Genomic DNA, 18,499 nt, shown 5'->3' on the forward strand with positions numbered 1-18,499 from the left:
TCACACCGTCTTGTTACACCGTCGCGGACCCCGCGGTGCGCACCGGTCTCCCTCCGCTTCCGGCCCGGGGAGCAGCTCCCCGGACCCCTCCGCCGTGACGCGGCCGACGCTCAGCCGTGCAGCGGCAGGCCCTGCACCGGAAGCTGCTGCACCGGAAGCTGCTGCACCGGGAGCTGCTGCCCCGGCAGCCCGCTCCGGGCGGTCTCGCCGAGCAGTCCGCCGGCCTGCCCGGTCGCGTCCCCGGCGACCTTCTGCGCGAGCGGCGTGGCCTTCTTGCCGGCCGTCCCCACGGTCCTGGCCGCCGTCGGGACCGCCTTCTTGACCGCCTGGCCGCCGGTCTTGACCACCTGGCCGCCGGCGTCACCCGCGAGCCCGGTCACCTTCTGGGCCGCACCGTCGGCCTTCTGGGCCGCACCGTCGACGGTGGGACCGACCTGCGTGTGGTCCAGGGCGGTCAGCCCACCGAGGTCGGGGGTGGCCGGCAGGTCGGCCGTCGCCGCGCCGGCGGAGCCGGCCGCACCGACCACGGGCGCCGCTCCCGCTGCGATGAGCAGCGCGGCACGGGCGATCCGGCGGGTCAGGGGGAGGGACATGATGCTCCTTAGACGGAGGGGAACGGTGAAGTGTCCGACCGTGCCCGGAAGTTGATCGTTCCGGGCTCGGACGCAGTGACTACCGCTCGAAGCCCCCGAAGGTTGCGGTGCGCCGACGTAAAGAGTTGGCAATGTGTCGCATTATCGGTTGGGGAGGAAATCGGGCAAACGGCAATCGGCCCGAAAGGCTGCCGAATCCTTACACCCCTGTGTTCCCAAGGATTCGGCACAGTCGGCCCTGGCGGCGCGCACAGCGGCGCGCCCCGTCGACGAGGCGCGCCGCGTATGACCCGGAGGGGTGAGGACTCGTACTGACGGCCGGGCTACTCCCCGGTGACGATCCGGACCTGCTCGGCCGAGGCCTGTGCGCCGGGGGCACCGGTCGGGCGCCACTCGTCGGCGAACCCGCCGCGTGCCCACACCCGGCCCGCGAAGGAGACGCGCGAAATGCGCAGCGCCGACGAGTTGGCCACGGCCCAGTGCGCCAGCTCCCAGCCACGCTCGCGGGCGGTTCCCGTGGCGGTGGACTTCCGGGGCACCGGGATCGTGACCGTGCCGGCGCTCGGTCTCGCCGTGGCCGGGGCCGTGGGGGACGGCGACGAGGTGCGGGCGCCCACCTCCGCGCCGGCCGTTTGCAGCACATCGCGCCCGAAGTCCCGTACGAGCGCGGCCCGTACCGCGTCCGGACCGCCGGCTCCGGCCGGGGCCGGACGCCCCTGGCAGGTCAGCGTGGCCGCCGACCGCCCGGTCAGCGCGGCGGCGAGCAGCGCGGCGTCCGACTCGTGCTTCGCGTACGCCTCCGGATAGCCGCTGCGCTGCACGCGCTGTGCGGCGACGGTCAGCGGCAGCCCGGTGTAGTCCGGCACCTTGGCCAGGTGGTCGTAGAACATGGTCGCGGCATAGGTCGGGTCCATGATCTGCTTCTCGGTGCCCCAGCCCTGCGAGGGACGCTGCTGGAACAGGCCGAGCGAATCCCGGTCGCCGTGCTCGATGTTGCGCAGGCCCGACTCCTGGAGTGCGGTCGCGAGCGCGATGGTCACCGCGCGCTCGGGCAGGCCGCGCGTGGTGCCGACGGCGGAGATCGTCGCCGCGTTGACCGCCTGCTCGGGTGTGAACTGGTACGACGCGCCGTCGCCCTTGCCGGAGACCACCCGGCATCTCGGCGCCGCAGAGCCCGTGAGGTGCTGAACGGCGAGATAGCCCGCTACGGAGAGCAGGACCACAAGGGCCGCCCCGAAACGGAGAAGGCGGCCACGGCGCTTGGGTTGGGGGTACGGCTCTGACACGCGTACAAGGTACTGGAGGCGTTCAAGGGGGTTGCCCGAGGCTGTGGACAACTCGTCAGGGCGGGCGCGCGCCATGCGGCGCGCTAGGGTCGATGGCATGGCCGATACCCCGCTTGACCTCACGCTGGACGCCGCACAGCTCACCGCGCGGCTTGTCGACTTCCCCTCCGAGAGCGGAACCGAGAAGCCCCTCGCGGACGCCATCGAGACGGCACTGCGCTCCCTGCCGCATCTGAGGGTCGACCGGTACGGCAACAACGTGGTGGCCCGGACCGACCTGGGCCGTCCGGAGCGGGTCGTCCTGGCGGGCCATATCGACACGGTCCCCATCGCCGACAACGTGCCCTCCCGCCTGGACGAGAACGGTGTGCTGTGGGGCTGCGGCACCTGCGACATGAAGTCGGGCGTCGCGGTCCAGCTCCGCATCGCGGCGACCGTCCCCGAGCCCAACCGCGACATCACGTTCGTCTTCTACGACAACGAAGAGGTCGAGGCACACCTGAACGGACTGAAGCATGTGGCCGAGGCCCATCCGGAGTGGCTGGAAGGCGACTTCGCGGTCCTGCTGGAGCCCTCGGACGCCCAGGTCGAGGGCGGCTGCCAGGGCACGCTGCGGGTCCAGCTGAAGACCCAGGGCGAGCGCGCGCACTCGGCGCGCGGCTGGATGGGCTCCAACGCGATCCACGCGGCGGCCCCGATCCTGGCCCGGCTGGCCGCGTACGAGCCGCGCAACCCGGTGATCGACGGCCTGGAGTACCGGGAGGGCCTGAACGCGGTGGGCATCTCGGGCGGAGTGGCCGGCAACGTGATCCCGGACGAGTGCGTGGTCACGGTCAACTTCCGCTATGCGCCGGACCGGAGCGAGGAGGAGGCGATCGCGCACGTCCGCGAGGTGTTCGCGGACTGCGGAGTGGCGGAGTTCGTCGTGACCGACCACAGCGGCGGCGCGCTCCCCGGCCTCTCCCACCCGGCAGCGGCGGCGTTCATCGAGGCGGTCGGCGGCACCCCCCAGCCCAAGTTCGGGTGGACGGACGTCTCCCGGTTCAGCGCGCTCGGCGTCCCGGCCGTCAACTACGGCCCCGGCAACCCGCACTTGGCGCACAAGCGGGACGAACGCGTGGAGACGGCGAAGATCCTCGCCGGGGAGGAGCGCCTGCGGTCCTGGCTGACGTCCTGACCGGTGGCGGCCCTCGGGCTCGCCGCGGTGGTCCGTGGCGGACATGCACACGTCCCCCGTCCGTAACCCTCGCGGATCTACGCTGGGGTGGTACGACCTTCCTCGTTCCCGGCCTCACTCCGGCTCCCGGCTTCGCCCGAGCCGGGGTGCCCCCGACGAGCGGGGGAGGCCCCCGACGCGGAGGGAGCGCAGATGCCCACTGGCAACCCCCAGGGCAAGAAGACACCGCCGGACGAGCAGCGGCTCGGTCCCGTGCTGCGCAGACGGGACCAGGTGACGAAGAGCACCACGGACCAGCGGCTGCTGGACGAGCGCGCCCCCACCGACTGGGTGCACACGGACCCCTGGCGCGTCCTGCGCATCCAGTCGGAGTTCATCGAGGGGTTCGGCACGCTGGCCGAACTCCCTCCCGCCATCAGTGTGTTCGGCTCTGCGCGCACGCCGGTGGACTCGCCGGAGTACGAGGCCGGCGTGCGGCTCGGACGCGGCCTGGTGGAGGCGGGCTGGGCCGTGATCACGGGCGGCGGCCCCGGCGCGATGGAGGCGGCGAACAAGGGCGCGTGCGAGGCGAAGGGGATCTCGGTCGGTCTCGGCATCGAGCTGCCGTTCGAGCAGGGACTGAACCCGTACGTCGACATCGGCCTGAACTTCCGGTACTTCTTCGTCCGGAAGATGATGTTCGTCAAGTACGCGCAGGGCTTCGTGGTCCTGCCGGGCGGCCTGGGCACGCTGGACGAGTTCTTCGAGGCCCTCACCCTGGTCCAGACCCAGAAGGTGACCCGCTTCCCGATCGTCCTGTACGGCACGTCGTACTGGGGCGGCCTGGTCGACTGGCTGAAGGACACCCTGGTGGCCCAGGGCAAGGCCGCCGAGAAGGACCTGCTGCTGTTCCACCTCACGGACGACGTCGACGAGGCCGTGGCGCTGGTCTCCAAGGAGGCGGGACGCTAGTAGGGCGCCCATCCCGGGCCGGCGACGCGAGACGCCCGTGGCGGGTGCCGGCCCGGCGCCGCACCCGGAGGCAACGGTCTAGGCCAGGCCCCGTCGCGCCACCGCCGGCGGGCGGTGCCCGGCGATCGACGCCACCATGTCCAGCACCTGCCGTGTCTCCGCCACCTCGTGCACCCGGTACACCTGCGTACCCAGCCAGGCCGACACCGCCGTGGTCGCCAGGGTTCCGAGGACCCGCTCCTTCACCGGCTTGTCGAGCGTCTCGCCCACGAAGTCCTTGTTGGACAGCGACACCAGCACCGGCCAGCCCGTGGCGACCATCTCGTCCAGCCGGCGGGTCGCCTCGAGGCTGTGCCGCGTGTTCTTCCCGAAGTCGTGCCCCGGATCGATCAGCACCGACTCGCGGGGCACCCCCAGGGCGACCGCCCGCTCGGCGAGCCCCAGCGTCACCTTCAGGATGTCCGCCATGACGTCGTCGTACGTCACCCGGTGCGGGCGGGTCCGCGGCTGCAGGCCCCCCGCGTGCGTGCACACCAGACCCACCCGGTACCGCGCCGCCACCTCCGCCAGCCGGGGATCGACCCCGCCCCAGGCGTCGTTCAGCAGATCCGCGCCCGCCTCGCACACCGCCTCGCCGACCTCGTGCCGCCAGGTGTCCACGCTGATCACCACATCGGGAAAGCGGCGCCGCACCTCGGCGACGAAACCGACCGTGCGCCGGACCTCCTCCTCGGCCGTGACCTCTTCCCCCGGCCCGGCCTTGACCCCGCCGATGTCGATGATCGCGGCACCCTCCGCCACCGCCTGCTCCACGCGCGCGAGGGCCGGTTCGTCGTGGAACGTGGCACCTTGGTCGTAGAAGGAGTCCGGGGTCCGGTTCACGATCGCCATGATCACCGGCTCGTGCGCGCCGAATTCCCGTCTGCCCAGCCTGAGCATCCTCTGTGACCTCTTCCCGTAGGTCCCGTTCCCTGGCCGCCTGCGACCTTAATTGTCAGCGTCGCATGGCACGATCGGAGCCGGACACATTCGACAGCTGCACTTCCGTGCCGGCGCGCACGCGCCGGCACCGAGCGTGGGGACCTCAGTGATGCTCATGTTCTTGTTCTTGGTCGTCGCGCTCGCCGTCGTGGTCGCCGCGGTGACACTCGCCGTGGTGGGCGGCGGCGAGAGCGGCCCTCTGCCGGAGGCGGCGCCCGAGCGGCTCGACGACCCGCTGCCGCCGGACCGCCCGGTGGGCCGCGCGGACGTGGACGCCCTGCGTTTCCCGCTCGCCGTCCGCGGCTACCGCATGGCGGACGTGGACGACGCGCTCGGCCGGCTCGGCGCCGAGATCGCCGAGCGGGACGCCCGCATCGCCGACCTGGAGGCCGCGCTCGCCGGGGCCCGCGCGTCCGGCCACACCCACATCCGGCCCGCAGAGGGGGAGCCCCAGTGAGCGGCGCGGCCGTGGCGGGGCCCGACGGGGTGCTGCGCTGCCCATGGGCCCTGTCCGCCGAGGAGTACGTGGCCTACCACGACGAGGAGTGGGGCCGCCCGGTCCACGGCGACGACGCGCTGTACGAACGGCTGAGCCTCGAAGCCTTCCAGTCGGGCCTGTCGTGGATCACGATCCTGCGCCGCCGCGAGGGGTTCCGGACCGCCTTCGCGGACTTCAGGATCGTCAAGGTCGCCGCCTTCACGGCCGCCGACCAGGAGCGCCTGCTCGCCGACCCGGGCATCATCCGCAACCGCGCCAAGATCGAGGCGACGCTCGCCAACGCGCGCGTCCTCGCCGAGTGGGGCCCCGGAGAGCTGGACGAACTCATCTGGTCGTACGCCCCCGACAGGGCCTCCCGCCCCGCCCCCAGGACCCTCGCCGACGTTCCGCCGGTCACCGCCGAGTCGACGGCCCTGTCCAAGGCGCTGAAGAAGCGCGGCATCCGCTTCGTCGGTCCCACGACGGCGTACGCGCTGATGCAGGCCTGCGGGCTGGTCGACGACCATCTGGCCGACTGCGCCGCGCGGCGCGGCTGACCGCGCGGCGCGGTGACCACGCGTGCACCCCGTGGGCACGCGGTTGGCCACCGCGCGGCGCGGGCACCCGCAGTCGCGCGCAGGTGTGCTCAGCGGCCCAGATAGGCGGGCTTCTCCTTGTTCACGAAGGCCTGCACCGCGATCCTGTGGTCCTGCGACGCCCCCGCGCGCGTCTGCAGCTCGTCCTCCTTCTCCAGGGACTCGTCCAGGGAGTGGGAGAGGCCGTAGGCGAGGGACTCCTTCAGAGCGGCGTACGCCAGCGTCGGCCCCTCGGCCAGCGAACGGGCGGTCTTCTCGGCCTCGGCGCGCAGCTCCGCCTGCGGGACCAGCCGGTTCGCGATGCCCCACTCGAACGCCTGCTGGGCGCTGATGCTGCGCGGGAAGAGCAGCAGGTCCGCGGCGCGGGAGGCGCCGACGACCCGGGGCAGCGTCCAGGAGATCCCCGAGTCCGCGGTGAGCGCGACGCCCGCGAAGGAGGTGTTGAAGGCCGCCGTGTCCGCGACGACGCGGAAGTCGGCGGCGAGCGCGAAACCGAAGCCGGCGCCGGCCGCGACCCCGTTCACGGCCGCGACCACCGGCTTCGCCGCGCCCGTGAGCGCTCGCACGATGGGGTTGTAGTGCTCCCGTACGGTGCTCATCACCCCGGCGTCCGAGCCGGCGTCCTGCGACTGGAGCAACCCGATGTGCTCCTTGAGGTCCTGGCCCACACAGAACGCCCGCTCCCCGGCCGCGGTGAGCAGGATCGCGCGCACGGCCCCGTCGGCCGCCGCCTCCCGGGCCGCGTCCCGCAGGGCGACCTTGGCCTCGGTGTTCATCGCGTTCATCGCCTCGGGACGGTTCAGCGTGATCGTCGCGAGTCCGTCGTTCACCTCGTAGAGCACGGTGTCGGCCATGGTGGTCCCCTCCGGTGTCGCGGCTGATGTCGTACCGGTCGGTACGCCCTGCGTGCGAAGGACAGCATGGCGGAGATCAACCGCCACGTACCGGACCGGACGTGTGACCTGCGTCAAACAATGTCCGTCCGTATCCGGTCGGCGGATCTTCCTGCGGCGGTGCAGTATCACAGCCCCATCGCCGAATTGAGTGGTTTTGGTCGGGCGTGTTGCGCAAGCGATGCCGACTGATGTTGGTCATCGGGTCCTGAGATGCGGGATAATGGCTGGGAAGCAATGTGTTCGATGCCGGTGTCGCGTGTCCCGTAAGGGGTCACGTGCCCTTCAAGGGGCCGTCGGCTGACGATGAGCTGGTTTCAGGAAGGGGAACGAGCATGGCGGCCATGAAGCCGCGGACGGGCGACGGCCCGCTCGAGGTGACCAAGGAGGGGCGGGGCATCGTCATGCGCGTTCCGCTCGAAGGCGGCGGTCGGCTCGTCGTCGAGTTGACCCCTGACGAGGCCGACGCGCTCGGCGACGCCCTTAAGAAGGTCGTCGGCTGACGCGAAAGCGACCCCGATTTCGGGTCCCCGGCATCGTACGCGGCGCCGGGGACTGCTTTTTGTCCCGGCGCGCGCTCGGCGCGTCCCGCTGCCCGCGTGGCCCGGCACCCCCGCTCGGTCAGCGCTTGACCGCGCACAGCAGTCCGTCACCCACCGGGAGCAGCGAGGGCACCAGGTCCGGGCTCTCGCGGACGGTGCGCAGCAGCTCCCGAAGCCGCAGGACCTCGGTGGGCTGCGGGCCCGAGTCCACCGTGCGGCCGTGGGCGAAGGCACCCTCGAAGACGACGAGGCCGCCGGGCCGCAGCAGGCGCAACGATTCAGCGAGGTAGTCGAGCACCTCCAGCCGGTCACCGTCGCAGAAGACGAGGTCGTAGCCGGCGTCCGCGAGCCGGGGCAGTACGTCCAGGGCGCGGCCCGGGATGAACCGGGCACGGTTGGGGGCGAAGCCACAGGCCCGGAACGCCTGACGGGCGAACTGCTGGTGCTCCGGCTCCGGGTCCACCGTGGTCAGCACGCCGTCCGGCCGCATGCCGTGCAGCAGATGGATACCGGAGACGCCGCATCCGGTGCCGATCTCCGCGACCGCCTTGGCGTCCACGGAGGCGGCGAGCAACCGCAGGGCCGCGCCCGTGCCGGGCGACACCGAGCGCAGCCCTGCGTCGCGGGCCCGGTCACGGGCCCAGCGCAGCGCGTCGTCCTCGGCGAGATAGGCGTCGGCGAACGCCCAGCTCGTGTGCCGGTTGCCGGTGATGACCCTCTCCTGTCCCCGTGATTGCCTGGGCGTGACTGTATCCGTTGGCCGCGGGAACCCGCAGATGGGACCGGGCGTTTGGAAGGGTGGGAAGAGCAGCCGGGCAAGGACGGGGGAATTCCGGTGGACCTGGGCGCCGAGCAAGTGCTGACGCAGCCGCATCAGCGCACATCAATTTCTCTTAAAACCGCTTATCCGGAGCTAACGGGCGAGGTGGCTAGGGTAGGGGCTCCACTGGACACCACCAGAGCCGACAGGGGAGGTGCGGCTGCGCCTGTGGATCGGAGAGGAGTGCTGCGGCGCCTTCTCAGGTCGTCGGGTGAGCCGAAATCCGTGACCGACATCGCTGACACGCACCACGCTGGCGACACCGCGCAGACCGCGACTTTCGCCACCGACGCGGACTCGCAGGCGTGGACGCCGCCCACCTGGGAGGAGATCGTCAGCACGCACAGCGGCCGGGTCTACCGTCTGGCGTACCGCCTGACCGGAAACCAGCACGACGCCGAGGACCTGACCCAGGAAGTCTTCGTCCGGGTCTTCCGCTCCCTGTCGACCTACACGCCGGGGACCTTCGAGGGCTGGCTGCACCGCATCACCACGAACCTCTTCCTGGACATGGTCCGCCGTAAGCAGCGCATCCGCTTCGACGCGCTCGGCGAGGACGCGGCCGAGCGGCTGGCCAGCCGGGAGCCCAGCCCGCAGCAGATCTTCAACGACGCGCACTTCGACGCGGACGTCCAGCAGGCCCTGGACACCCTCGCGCCCGAGTTCCGCGCCGCCGTCGTTCTCTGCGACATCGAGGGACTGTCGTACGAGGAGATCGCCGCGACCCTGGGCGTCAAGCTCGGCACGGTCCGGTCCCGTATCCACCGCGGCCGTTCGCAGCTGCGCAAGGCCCTGGCACACCGTTCGCCCGAGGCCCGGGCCGAGCGGCGGACCTTCATGCCCCGCGTGCCCGCGCTGGGGGGAGGGGGCGCGACCGCGTGAGTGGATCCCGTCGCCCCACACCGGCAGAGCAGCACCTGGGAGACCGTCTCTCCGCACTCGTGGACGGAGAGCTCGGTCATGAGACGCGCGAGCGTGTGCTGGCCCATCTGGCCACGTGCGCGAAGTGCAAGGCCGAGGCCGACGCCCAGCGGCGGCTGAAGAACGTCTTCGCGGAGGCGGCCCCCCCGCCGCCCTCCGAAAGCTTCCTGGCCCGCCTTCAGGGCCTGCCCTCGGGAGGTGACGTCGACGGCGGCGGTACGCCGCTCGGCGGGGGTGGTTTCGGCAGAAGACTGCCGTCGGCCGCCGGACTGCCCCCGGGGCCGGGCGTCTTCGGAGTGAGGGGTGAGCCCTTCGGATACGTTCCGGCGGGGCCGCACGCCACGGCGCTGTCCCCGTCCGAGGGCCAGGCGCTTTCCGGGGACCAGGGGTTCCGTATCCATCACGTCGGCCGTCAGGACACCGAGCGCTCGGCCTCACGCGGGCGGCGGTTCGCGTTCGCCGCCGCCGGCGCCGTGTCGCTGGCCGCGATCGCCCTCGGCGGGGTGTCGACGGGTGTCACGACCGACATGGGCGCGGAGGCCCGTGGATCGGGCACCGGAAGCAATGTGATCCCGATGCGTTCGCCCGGCACGGGCGGGGCCACGGCACCCGTTACCCAGCGACGGCGGGGCGCAGGTCCGCTGCTCGGGCAGCGGTCGCCGAGCCAGGCGCCCGTCGCCACCACAAAGGCGTCGGCCCCGCTGCTGCCCACGGGACGCACTCCGGATGCGCGGGACGCCTCGGAGATGTCTGCTCTGACGGCTCCCGTGGTGGCCGGGGCCGCAGCGATGTCCCCTCTGATACGCCCGCTCGCCCAGACCGCACCGCTCACGCTGACGTCCTGGTCGGCCGCCCCGGGGATCATGGCTCCCGGGCTGCTCATGGCGCCGGCGCCGCCCGCCTCCCCCAGCCCGTCACCCTCCCCGCAGATCGCCCACTGAACCGGGCGTTCGCGGGTCGACCCGCGAACCTGGTTGAGTCCGTGGTGGACCGCGCCCGCGGAAGCGTTCCGGCGCGGAATCGACGATCCAGCGGCGACCGCGGCGCCGTCGTGCCGGGGCCGGGTGTGGGAAGAGCATGAGCGAGGGGAGGCCGGACCCTGCGGGCGGCGCCGAGAAGGAGGCGCCCGAGGCCGCCAGTGCCCCGGTCGGCGGCTCCAGCGGTGACTACGAGCTGATCAACACCGGCAGGGCCACCCACCCGGTGATCGGTGTGACGCTCGACATGGACTTCACGGGTGACGGCGCCCGGGTCGCCGCAAGGGCACCGATGGCAGCCCCGCCGTCACCCGGGGCGGACCCGGCGACAAGGCCGGAATCAGGCCCGGCGATGTGATCACCCAGGTCGAGGGTGCCCGCGGCCACTCCTGGGAGGAACTGATCGTCAAGACCCGCGCGCACCGCCCCGGCGACCGTCTGGAACTGACCGTGGTGCGGCGACGGCGGGCCCCGGACGATCACGCTCGTCCTCGGCACCGCGGACCGCTGACGCCAACCTGACAGGCATACCGACGAAAGACGCCCCACAAGGCAAACATCCCGGAAAACCCGGCGTGTACACGCGGACGGCCAGGCCGGGACGGTACCGATACGGCGGGAGGGCCGGGTACCGTGGATCCGGCCCGGACCACGGAAGACCCGCCCGACCACCGAGGGCCGCGGACCGAGGACCTCGCAAGGAGCTTCAGGTGTTCAATGACATAGGACCGCTCGAGCTCGTGACGCTCGTTGTCCTCGCCGTGCTCGTCTTCGGTCCGGACAAGCTCCCGAAGATGATCCAGGACGTCACGCGCACCATCCGGAAGATCCGGGAGTTCTCGGAGAGCGCCAAGCAGGACATCCGCAACGAGCTGGGCCCCGAGTTCAAGGACTTCGAGTTCGAGGACCTCAACCCCAAGACGTTCATCCGCAAGCAGCTGGACAACGACGAGCTGGGGCTGAAGGAGATCCGCAACGGCTTCGACCTGAAGAAGGAGATGGCCGAGGTCACGGACGCGGTGCACAGCCGCGAGTCCGAGTCCCCGTCCTCGCCGTCGTCCCCGTCCTCCTCGGCCGGCGGCACCGTCGACATGACGAAGAAGCCCGAGAAGCCGGGCCCCGAGGAGCACCCGCCCTTCGACGCGGACGCCACCTGAGCCGTCCACGGACGCGGCCGTCGGCATGGCACGGCCGCGGCCACGTGACGCAGGCCATACACCCAATGGCGCGCGGGCGGCGGTATTGCGACGGCCAAGGGGACGTACGCGCCGGGCGTTTCCCTGCGGTTCGGACCGCTGTGGCTATGCTGCCCAGTTGTTGCGCGGACCGTTTGGGAGCGAGGACGCCCGTGGGGGGCGGGCCGCTCGGGTCCGACGAGAGCGAGGAGGCGTCCGGGCAGATGGAGACGACGAGTCGGGTGGGCGCGCAGTCGCCCGCCGCGGAGGGCGGAGCGCGGCTCCCCTTCGCCCGGGGCACGGTCGACGGTTACCAGCAGGCGTCCTTCCCCTGGTACGGCCTCGATGAGGCGTTCACGGGCCCGCGCTGGCTGATGCAGGTGTGCACCGCCGCCGACGGGGCCGTGGAGCACGGGTCGGTCGGGCACGGCGACGAGCCCTCCGTGCGCCACGAGGCCACCGAGGACAAGGAGCGGTTCGCGGTCGTGGTGACGGTCGCCGCCAACCCCGTACGGCGCAGCGCGGACGGCACCGGGGTGCTGGAGGCCACCTCGGTCTCCTCCGCGGCCTGGCTGGCCGGTGTGGGCCTGCTGTCGTTCACCTGGCCCGGCCAGTTGGACCACAGCCTGCGGGACGACTGGCTCGACCAGCAGACCGAGACGGCGTGGGTCCTCGCGGACGACCTGGCCGGCCCGGCCTGGTCCACCCTGTCCCTGCCCGTGGACGGCGTGCCGACGCCGTTCCACTACCGCGAGTCCGAGTTCGGCTGGGTCCTCGCCGGGTCCACGCAGGCGGGGGTGCACGTGGGGGCCTACGGCCGGGGCATGAGCGCCTACGGACTGGGCTTCGCGATGATCAAGGACATTCAGGCCTACGTCGCCTGACAGGCGTACGAGGGCCCGGGCCGCCGTCGCGACGACGGCGGCCCGAGCCCTCGTAGGCGTCCCGGAGACCGGGCGTCCAGGAACACCCGGCGCCGCGAGCCCTGTGGCGTCCTAGAACTTGTTCTTCGGGGTGATCCCCAGCGACAGACCCGACAGGCCCCGCTGCCGGCCCCCGAGCTTGCCCGCGATGGAGCGCAGGGCCGAGCCCGCAGCAGAGTCCGGGTCCGTCAGCACCACCGGCCTGCCCTCGTCGCCGCCCTCGCGCAGGCGGACGTCGATGGGGATGGAGCCGAGCACCGGAACCGTCGTACCGGTCGTGCGGGTGAGGCCGTCGGCGACCCTTTGGCCGCCGCCCGTGCCGAAGACGTCCACCATCTCGCCGCAGTGCGGGCAGGGCAGCCCGGACATGTTCTCGACCACGCCCACGATCTTCTGGTGGGTCTGTACGGCGATGGAGCCCGCCCGCTCCGCCACCTCGGCGGCCGCCTGCTGGGGGGTGGTCACCACCAGGATCTCGGCGTTCGGGATCAGCTGGGCCACCGAGATCGCGATGTCGCCCGTGCCGGGCGGCAGGTCGAGCAGCAGCACGTCGAGGTCGCCCCAGAACACGTCCGCGAGGAACTGCTGGAGGGCGCGGTGCAGCATCGGGCCGCGCCAGACGACCGGCGCGTTGCCCGGGGTGAACATGCCGATCGAGATGACCTTCACGCCGTTCGCCTGGGGCGGCATGATCATGTTCTCGACCTGGGTGGGGCGGCCGTCCGCGCCCAGCATGCGCGGCACGCTGTGGCCGTAGATGTCGGCGTCCACGACGCCCACCTTCAGCCCGTCGGCCGCCATCGCCGCCGCCAGGTTCACCGTCACGGAGGACTTGCCGACGCCGCCCTTGCCGGAGGCGACCGCGTACACCCGGGTCAGACTGCCGGGCTTGGCGAACGGGACCTCGCGCTCGGCCTGGCCCCCGCGCAGGGCGGTGGCCAGTTCGCGGCGCTGCTCGTCGCTCATCACGTCGAGCGTGACGTCGACCCGGGTGACACCCTCCACGCGGGAGACCGCGTCCGTGACGCGCTGGGTGATCGTGTCGCGCATGGGGCAGCCGGAGACCGTCAGGTACACGGTGACCGCGACCGCTCCGTCCGCACCGATCTCCACCGATTTGACCATCCCCAGCTCGGTGATGGGTCGCTGGATCTCGGGGTCGTTCACCGTCGCCAGTGCCTCGCGCACCGCATCTTCCGTAGCCATAAGCACGATGGTACGGCGCGCGCCGGGGCCCACGGAAAGCCCCGTCACCGGTCGTCTACATCACGTCCGCGCGCGTGTTCCGCCGGGAATACGCCGTGCCCGTCGGGACGCCGGTACTCCTCGAGCTCCCTCATCAGGTCCTGGAGCTCGGAGCGGATCCAGTCGCGGGTGGCGACCTCGCCGAGCCCGCTGCGCAACGCGGCCATCTCCCGGGTCAGATACTCGGTGTCCGCGATGGACCGCTCGTTCTGCTTGCGGTCCTGTTCGAGGTTCACCCGGTCGCGGTCGGCCTGACGGTTCTGCGCCAGCAGGATCAGCGGGGCCGCGTAGGAGGCCTGAAGGGACAGCATCAGGGTCAGGAAGATGAACGGGTACGGGTCGAAGCGCAGGTGGTGCGGGGCGGTGACGTTCCACACCAGCCAGATGAAGATGACGAACGTCATCCAGACGATGAAACGCCCCGTCCCGAGGAAGCGGGCGATCCGCTCGGACAGGCGTCCGAAGGCCTCCGGGTCCCACTCCGGCAGGACCCGGGTGCGCCGGGGCTGCGGCTGGTCGAGCCGGAGGCGATGGGCCTGGGAGCGGGTGGCGGCGGTCGCGCCGGAGGGCATCTTCTCGCGGTCAGGTGCCATGGGCGGCCCCCTCGTCGCTCAGGTCGAACTCCGTCTCGCGCCAGTCCTCCGGCAGCATGTGGTCCAGTACGTCGTCCACGGTCACCACGCCGAGCAGCGAGCCGGACTCGTCGACCACGGGCGCGGCCACCATGTCGTAGGTCGCGAAGAACCCGGCCACGACCGGGAGGGGGGCGTCGGGCGCCAGAGGTTGCAGGTCGTCGTCGACGAGGGCGCTGACGAGGGTGTACGGCGGATCGCGCAGCAGCCGCTGGAAGTGCACGGTCCCCAGGTACTTGCCGGTGGGCGTCTCGTCCGGCGGGCGGCAGACGTACACCTGGGCGGCGAGGGCGGGGGACAGATCCGCGTTGCGGACCTGGGCGAGCGCATCGGCGATGGTCGCGTCGGGCCGCAGCACGATCGGCTCGGTGGTCATCAGACCGCCCGCGGTCTTCTCCTCGTACGCCATCAGGCGGCGCATGTCGGCCGCGTCGGCGGGCTGCATCAGGCTCAGCAGCCGCTCCTGCTCGTCCTCCGGCAGCTCGGCGAGCAGGTCGGCGGCGTCGTCCGGGTCCATCGCCTCCAGGACGTCCGCGGCGCGCTCCTCCTGGAGCTTGCCGAGGATCTCGATCTGGTCATCCTCGGGTAGCTGTTCGAGGACGTCGGCGAGCCGGTCGTCGTCCAGGGCGGCGGCCACCTCGGCGCGGCGCTTGGCGGACAGATGGTGCAGCACGTTGGCGAGGTCGGCGGGACGCAGCTGTTCGAAGGTGGCCAGCAGACTCTCGGCGCCCTGCCCCTGTTCCTCCAGGGAGAACCCGGTGACGGCGGACCACTCGACGGTCAGCGTCTCGCCCTTGCTGCGCCGGAACGCCCCGCCCTTCCCCTTGCGTACGAAGACCTTGTCGACCTCCCACTCGCGGCGGGCCGGCAACTGATGCACGGAGAGGTCGAGGACCGTGACCTCCTCGCCGGTCTCGACCAGCTTGACGCGGCGGTCGAGCAGCTCCCCGAAGACGAGCCGCTCGGTGGGCCGCTGTTCGAAGCGGCGCACGTTCAGCACACCGGTGGTGATGACCTGGCCGGACTCGATGCCTGTGACCCGGGTCATGGACAGGAAGATACGGCGGCGGGTGGTCAGTTCGACGACCAGCCCGAGCAGCCGCGGGGGGCGCCGGCCCACACGCAGCATGACGACGAGGTCGCGCACGCGCCCCACCTGGTCGCCGTTGGGGTCGAAGACGGCGACACCGGCCAGGTGCGAGACGAAGATGCGAGGGGCGCCAGCCGCCATGCCCGCCGCCTCCTGTTCGTGGCCGTTTTATCCGTTCGGGTGGGCTTCAGGCTAGCCCGTCCCGTTGTCGTACGCCCTGGCGAAAGGTGCGGACGGACTGACTCCGGAAGGCGTCGCGCGCACCGGTAATCTGCGGTACGCCGATGAGGACACCCGCATGAGAGGTAGCCCCACCCGTGACTGCAATCCCCCAGGGCCGTACCCGCGCGGCCACACTGGTGAGCGCGATGTGCGCGCTGGTCGTGACGGGAACGGGGCTCCTGGGGTGCAGTAGCGGCGACCCGGACGCGGGAACCAACGGGGTGGGGAAGCTGCCGGCCGACAAGATCCAGAGCCGGACGCGGACGGCAGCGAAGTCGGCGTCGGCGGTGCGGCTGTCGGGGACCGTCGTCAGCAACGGCGCCACCTACACCCTGGACATGCGGCTGAAGGACGACGGGGGCAGCGGATCGGTCACCTCGAAGAACGGTACGTTCCGGCTGCTGCGGGTGGGCGAGCACCTGTTCCTCAAGGCCGACGCCGCGTTCTGGAAGCACGAGGACGGCGAGCGGGGCGGCGCGGGCTCGGCCGCTGCCGCGAGCAAGCTCGAGGGGAAGTACGTCAAGGTGCCGTCCGGTGATCCGGCCTACCAGCGCTTCAGTGGGTTCACCGACAAGGACCTGCTGCTCGACGGGCTGCTCACATTGCACGGCGCCCTCGCGACGGGCGGCCGTCAGGAGCAGGACGGCGTCCGCACGGTCCGCATCACCGGCGACAAGGGCTCCGGCGGCACCCTGGACGTCTCCCTGGAGGGCGTCCCCTACCCGCTGCGTCTGGTGCGCGCCGGCAACGCGGGGACGCTCCGCCTGTCGGACTGGGGGAAGGACTTCGCGCTCAAGGAGCCGTCCAAGCAGGAGACCGTGGACTACGGAAAGCAGCTGCCGTCTTCCTGACCGGGGGCTCGCCTGGCCGCCGGCAGTCGTGGGGGCCCGCCGCCTCAGCGGCGCTTGCGCCGCAGGAGCCGCGGCAGGGCCGCAGGGATCGGGCGGCGGGTCACGGCCGGGCTCGGCGGCGGGGGAGCGGCCTGGGAGTCGGACGGCAGCGGGACCGTCCCGCCCCGCGGCTCCAGCCGCAGCACCCGGCACTCGCGGCGCCAGCGCTCGGGCATCGCCTCGCCGTCAAGGGCGTTCAGCCGCTTGCCCTTCAGCTCGGCGACCGCTCCCTCCCACTCCGGCGTCCCCGGCGTCAGTTCCGCCACCCGCGCGGGCCAGGAGACGATCCGGCCGCCCTTGTCCTTGCTGCGCACCGTGACGACCGCGTCGCCTCCGTCGGCCAGGCCGGGCAGCGGCTGCTCACCGGGACCGTCGCCCACCACGTATGCCGCGCCCTCGTGCCACACGTGCCACAGCGCACGCGCAGGCACGGCCGGGGAGCCCGCGTCGTCCGCCGACGCGGCCCGGACCCAGATCAGCCCGGACTTCTTGGTGGCCTCCTCGACGAGGGCCCTCTCGAGCAGCTCGCTTGTCATGAGCCCAGCCTAGTGCCGTGGCCGGAAAGGTTTGCCGGAAAGCTCGCGGCGTCCGGTGCAGGGCGCACCTCCCAGCGGTAGCTGGGGGAACATCGCAAGGCGGAGCATCGCGCCGAACCTTTCCGGTCGTAGCGCTAGACCAGAGGGTGTCAGAGCCACCCGTTCCGCTTCAGTGTGCGGTGGATGCCGAGGCAGATGGCCACCGTGACCCCCATGATCAGGGGGTAGCCGTACCTCCAGTGCAGCTCGGGCATGTGCTTGAAGTTCATGCCGTACACACCGCACACCATCGTCGGCACGGCGATGATCGCCGCCCACGCGGTGATCTTGCGCATGTCCTCGTTCTGCGCGACGGACGCCTGCGCCAGATTGGCCTGGAGGATCGAGTTCAGCAGCTCGTCGAAGCCGAGGACCTGCTCCTGCACCCGGGCGAGGTGGTCGGCGACGTCACGGAAGTACTTCTGGATGTCGGGGTCGATCAGCCGCATCGGCCGCTCGCTCAGCAGCTGCATCGGCCGCAGCAGCGGCGCCACGGCCCGCTTGAACTCCAGCACCTCACGCTTGAGCTGGTAGATCCGGCTCGCGTCGGTGCCCCGGGGGGTTCCCTTCCGGCCGGGCGAGAACACCTCCGTCTCGACGTCGTCGATGTCGTCCTGGACCGCGTCCGCCACCGCGATGTACCCGTCGACGACGTGGTCGGCGATCGCGTGCAGCACGGCCGACGGGCCCTTGCCCAGCAGCTCGGGCTCGTCCTGGAGCCTGCGCCGCAGCGCCCGCAGCGAGCCCTGCCCGCCGTGCCGGACGGTGATGAGGAAGTCCCGACCGGTGAAGCACATGACCTCGCCGGTCTCGACGACCTCGCTGTTGGCGGTCAGCCGGTCGTGCTCGACGTAGTGGATGGTCTTGAAGACGGTGAAGAGGGAGTCGTCGTAGCGCTCCAGCTTGGGGCGCTGGTGCGCCTGCACCGCGTCCTCGACGGCCAGCGGGTGCAGCCCGAAGTCGCTCGCGATACCGGCGAACTCCGCATCGGTCGGCTCGTGCAGGCCGATCCACACGAAGCCCCCGTCGCGTCGCACCTGCCGCATCGCCTCGTGCGGGGTCAGCGGCTGCTGGGTCCGCACACGGACCCCGTCGCGGTAGACGGCGCAGTCGACGACGGCGGACGGCGTCGCGGGATCGCGCGTGGCGTCGTACGCGCTGGTGTCCTTGCGCAGCGAGGGGCGGGACGGGCGGACCACGGCGCGCAGGTCACGGATCATCGACATGGCGGGCTCCTTCGCACGGGCAACGAAGGCGCCGACGACGGGTGGAACTGCCCGGAATGGGGACGTCCTGACGAGTCGTCTCCTGCCTTTTCGGCAGAAGAGGTTTGGCACGTCCGCAAAGCGGGGAGCACCGCACCGTCGCGGTGGCGGGCTTCGTTACGGGTTCAGATCAGACAGATCAGGTGAAACGAAACGAAGTGCTCTTCCGCGGTGCACGGAGGGATTCGAAGCGGGTCCCCCGGGGATCCGCACGAAACACGGCGCGCAGGTGAGAGGCGGCAGCCAGCCAGAGCAGCTACATCAGCG

General features: G+C 71.6%; 20 protein-coding genes and 1 pseudogene. 11 read left to right on the plus strand and 10 right to left on the minus strand.

Annotated elements, in window-relative coordinates:
• Positions 1 to 110: 110 nt before the first annotated feature.
• Together ABZ823_RS21570 and ABZ823_RS21575 are read right to left on the minus strand one after the other, a co-directional pair.
• A complete protein-coding gene (locus ABZ823_RS21570) occupies positions 111 to 593 on the minus strand; it encodes an ATP-binding protein (RefSeq protein ID WP_361662620.1) in 483 nt (160 codons plus the stop codon).
• A 323-nt stretch (positions 594 to 916) separates the two neighbouring features.
• The gene (locus tag ABZ823_RS21575; RefSeq protein ID WP_361662623.1) at positions 917 to 1,879 is read right to left on the minus strand and encodes a heavy metal transporter; all 963 of its coding nucleotides are present in this window, start codon (positions 1,877 to 1,879) and stop codon (positions 917 to 919) included.
• A 97-nt stretch (positions 1,880 to 1,976) separates the two neighbouring features.
• Here ABZ823_RS21575 and dapE point away from each other — a divergent pair, with 97 nt between their 5' ends.
• Entirely contained in the window at positions 1,977 to 3,056 is a 1,080-nt protein-coding gene (dapE, locus tag ABZ823_RS21580) for a succinyl-diaminopimelate desuccinylase (protein WP_361662626.1), read from the plus strand.
• A gap of 192 nt (positions 3,057 to 3,248) precedes the next feature.
• Positions 3,249 to 4,007 carry a TIGR00730 family Rossman fold protein gene (locus ABZ823_RS21585; RefSeq protein ID WP_361662628.1) on the plus strand — a complete coding sequence of 253 codons (759 nt, stop codon included), beginning with the start codon at positions 3,249 to 3,251 and terminating at the stop codon, positions 4,005 to 4,007.
• 78 nt (positions 4,008 to 4,085) lie between these two features.
• Here the strand turns inward: ABZ823_RS21585 and folP are convergent, their stop codons facing one another.
• Positions 4,086 to 4,946 carry a dihydropteroate synthase gene (folP, locus tag ABZ823_RS21590; RefSeq protein ID WP_361662632.1) on the minus strand — a complete coding sequence of 287 codons (861 nt, stop codon included), beginning with the start codon at positions 4,944 to 4,946 and terminating at the stop codon, positions 4,086 to 4,088.
• A gap of 151 nt (positions 4,947 to 5,097) precedes the next feature.
• On the opposite strand from folP, the gene ABZ823_RS21595 reads away from it, so the two are divergent.
• Positions 5,098 to 5,445 (plus strand): DivIVA domain-containing protein, encoded by a 348-nt coding sequence (locus ABZ823_RS21595; RefSeq protein WP_361662635.1) that lies wholly within the window; start codon positions 5,098 to 5,100, stop codon positions 5,443 to 5,445.
• Complete coding sequence (locus tag ABZ823_RS21600) at positions 5,442 to 6,023, plus strand: DNA-3-methyladenine glycosylase I (protein ID WP_361662638.1); 582 nt, start codon at positions 5,442 to 5,444, stop codon at positions 6,021 to 6,023. The genes ABZ823_RS21595 and ABZ823_RS21600 overlap by 4 nt, the downstream gene beginning before the upstream one ends.
• Positions 6,024 to 6,112: 89 nt before the next feature.
• Here ABZ823_RS21600 and ABZ823_RS21605 read toward each other — a convergent pair whose 3' ends face one another.
• Entirely contained in the window at positions 6,113 to 6,916 is an 804-nt protein-coding gene (locus tag ABZ823_RS21605) for an enoyl-CoA hydratase-related protein (protein WP_361662641.1), read from the minus strand.
• Positions 6,917 to 7,290: 374 nt separating this feature from the next.
• Between ABZ823_RS21605 and ABZ823_RS21610 the strand changes: the two genes are divergently transcribed.
• A complete protein-coding gene (locus ABZ823_RS21610; RefSeq protein ID WP_003966491.1) occupies positions 7,291 to 7,458 on the plus strand; it encodes a DUF3117 domain-containing protein in 168 nt (55 codons plus the stop codon).
• Between the two features lie 118 nt (positions 7,459 to 7,576).
• Here ABZ823_RS21610 and ABZ823_RS21615 read toward each other — a convergent pair whose 3' ends face one another.
• Entirely contained in the window at positions 7,577 to 8,371 is a 795-nt protein-coding gene (locus ABZ823_RS21615; protein WP_361662644.1) for an O-methyltransferase, read from the minus strand.
• A 129-nt stretch (positions 8,372 to 8,500) separates the two neighbouring features.
• On the opposite strand from ABZ823_RS21615, the gene sigE reads away from it, so the two are divergent.
• The 5 genes and pseudogenes from sigE to ABZ823_RS21640 all read left to right on the plus strand — a co-directional run bounded on the left by sigE (position 8,501) and on the right by ABZ823_RS21640 (position 12,274).
• On the plus strand, positions 8,501 to 9,199 hold the full coding sequence (gene sigE, locus ABZ823_RS21620) for an RNA polymerase sigma factor SigE (RefSeq protein WP_361662991.1): 699 nt from the start codon (positions 8,501 to 8,503) through the stop codon (positions 9,197 to 9,199).
• A complete protein-coding gene (locus ABZ823_RS21625; RefSeq protein ID WP_361662647.1) occupies positions 9,196 to 10,179 on the plus strand; it encodes a zf-HC2 domain-containing protein in 984 nt (327 codons plus the stop codon). The genes sigE and ABZ823_RS21625 overlap by 4 nt, the downstream gene beginning before the upstream one ends.
• A gap of 229 nt (positions 10,180 to 10,408) precedes the next feature.
• Positions 10,409 to 10,726: pseudogene (locus ABZ823_RS21630) on the plus strand (PDZ domain-containing protein); the annotation flags it as partial.
• Between the two features lie 199 nt (positions 10,727 to 10,925).
• The gene (locus ABZ823_RS21635) at positions 10,926 to 11,372 is read left to right on the plus strand and encodes a sec-independent translocase (RefSeq protein ID WP_361662650.1); all 447 of its coding nucleotides are present in this window, start codon (positions 10,926 to 10,928) and stop codon (positions 11,370 to 11,372) included.
• 242 nt (positions 11,373 to 11,614) lie between these two features.
• Positions 11,615 to 12,274 (plus strand): hypothetical protein, encoded by a 660-nt coding sequence (locus ABZ823_RS21640; RefSeq protein WP_361662653.1) that lies wholly within the window; start codon positions 11,615 to 11,617, stop codon positions 12,272 to 12,274.
• 111 nt (positions 12,275 to 12,385) lie between these two features.
• On the opposite strand, the gene ABZ823_RS21645 is transcribed toward ABZ823_RS21640, so the two are convergent.
• The 3 genes from ABZ823_RS21645 to ABZ823_RS21655 are packed head-to-tail and all read right to left on the minus strand — an operon-like array spanning position 12,386 to position 15,421.
• Positions 12,386 to 13,519: an Mrp/NBP35 family ATP-binding protein gene (locus ABZ823_RS21645; RefSeq protein WP_361662656.1), complete on the minus strand. Its 1,134-nt coding sequence runs from the start codon at positions 13,517 to 13,519 to the stop codon at positions 12,386 to 12,388.
• A 44-nt stretch (positions 13,520 to 13,563) separates the two neighbouring features.
• Positions 13,564 to 14,151 (minus strand): DUF1003 domain-containing protein, encoded by a 588-nt coding sequence (locus ABZ823_RS21650; protein WP_361662659.1) that lies wholly within the window; start codon positions 14,149 to 14,151, stop codon positions 13,564 to 13,566.
• Positions 14,141 to 15,421 (minus strand): CBS domain-containing protein, encoded by a 1,281-nt coding sequence (locus ABZ823_RS21655; protein WP_361662662.1) that lies wholly within the window; start codon positions 15,419 to 15,421, stop codon positions 14,141 to 14,143. The genes ABZ823_RS21650 and ABZ823_RS21655 overlap by 11 nt, the downstream gene beginning before the upstream one ends.
• A 176-nt stretch (positions 15,422 to 15,597) precedes the next feature.
• Here ABZ823_RS21655 and ABZ823_RS21660 point away from each other — a divergent pair, with 176 nt between their 5' ends.
• Positions 15,598 to 16,353 (plus strand): hypothetical protein, encoded by a 756-nt coding sequence (locus ABZ823_RS21660; RefSeq protein WP_361662665.1) that lies wholly within the window; start codon positions 15,598 to 15,600, stop codon positions 16,351 to 16,353.
• A gap of 44 nt (positions 16,354 to 16,397) precedes the next feature.
• On the opposite strand, the gene ABZ823_RS21665 is transcribed toward ABZ823_RS21660, so the two are convergent.
• Positions 16,398 to 16,928 (minus strand): hypothetical protein, encoded by a 531-nt coding sequence (locus ABZ823_RS21665; RefSeq protein WP_361662668.1) that lies wholly within the window; start codon positions 16,926 to 16,928, stop codon positions 16,398 to 16,400.
• 149 nt (positions 16,929 to 17,077) lie between these two features.
• The gene (locus ABZ823_RS21670; RefSeq protein ID WP_361662671.1) at positions 17,078 to 18,193 is read right to left on the minus strand and encodes a magnesium and cobalt transport protein CorA; all 1,116 of its coding nucleotides are present in this window, start codon (positions 18,191 to 18,193) and stop codon (positions 17,078 to 17,080) included.
• Between the last annotated feature and the right edge of the window lie 306 nt (positions 18,194 to 18,499).

Origin of the sequence: Streptomyces sp. NPDC047079 (assembly GCF_040643755.1) — a bacterium.
Lineage (GTDB): Bacteria > Actinomycetota > Actinomycetes > Streptomycetales > Streptomycetaceae > Streptomyces.